At 60.4% G+C, this 376-nt stretch carries 1 protein-coding gene; it reads left to right on the forward strand.

Annotated features, from left to right (window positions below; genetic code table 11):
• Window positions 1-36: 36 nt before the first annotated feature.
• Window positions 37-376: dihydrodipicolinate synthase family protein (locus tag EN885_RS33200; protein WP_164897988.1), on the forward strand; the 340-nt coding region annotated here is incomplete at its 3' end.

Here is a 376-nt window from a genome sequence, read left to right on the forward strand (position 1 = left end):
GCTTCAACCACATCTCGCAACAGAGGATAACAGATCATGGCCGATGCAAACTGGGGCGGTATCTTCCCCGTTCTCGTCACTCCTTTCGGAGCCGATGGCTCGCTCAATGAGACCCGATATAAGACCCTCATCGACGACGCCATTACCAATGGCGCAAAGGGCATCATCGCGGCTGGCAGCACTGGCGAATTCTATGCTCTCACCAAGACCGAGCGCGCGCGCCTCTACAAATTAACGGTAGACCATGTGGCCGGCCGCGTACCCGTTCTGGCAGGCGTCGCCGACCTGCGTGTCGAAGATGTACTGGAAGCGTGCCAATCCGCCGTGGCGGCGGGCTGCGCGGGCGGCATGATCCTGCCACCCATCTACGCCATGC

Source organism: Mesorhizobium sp. M6A.T.Cr.TU.014.01.1.1, from assembly GCF_004022765.1.
Lineage (GTDB): Bacteria > Pseudomonadota > Alphaproteobacteria > Rhizobiales > Rhizobiaceae > Mesorhizobium > Mesorhizobium mediterraneum.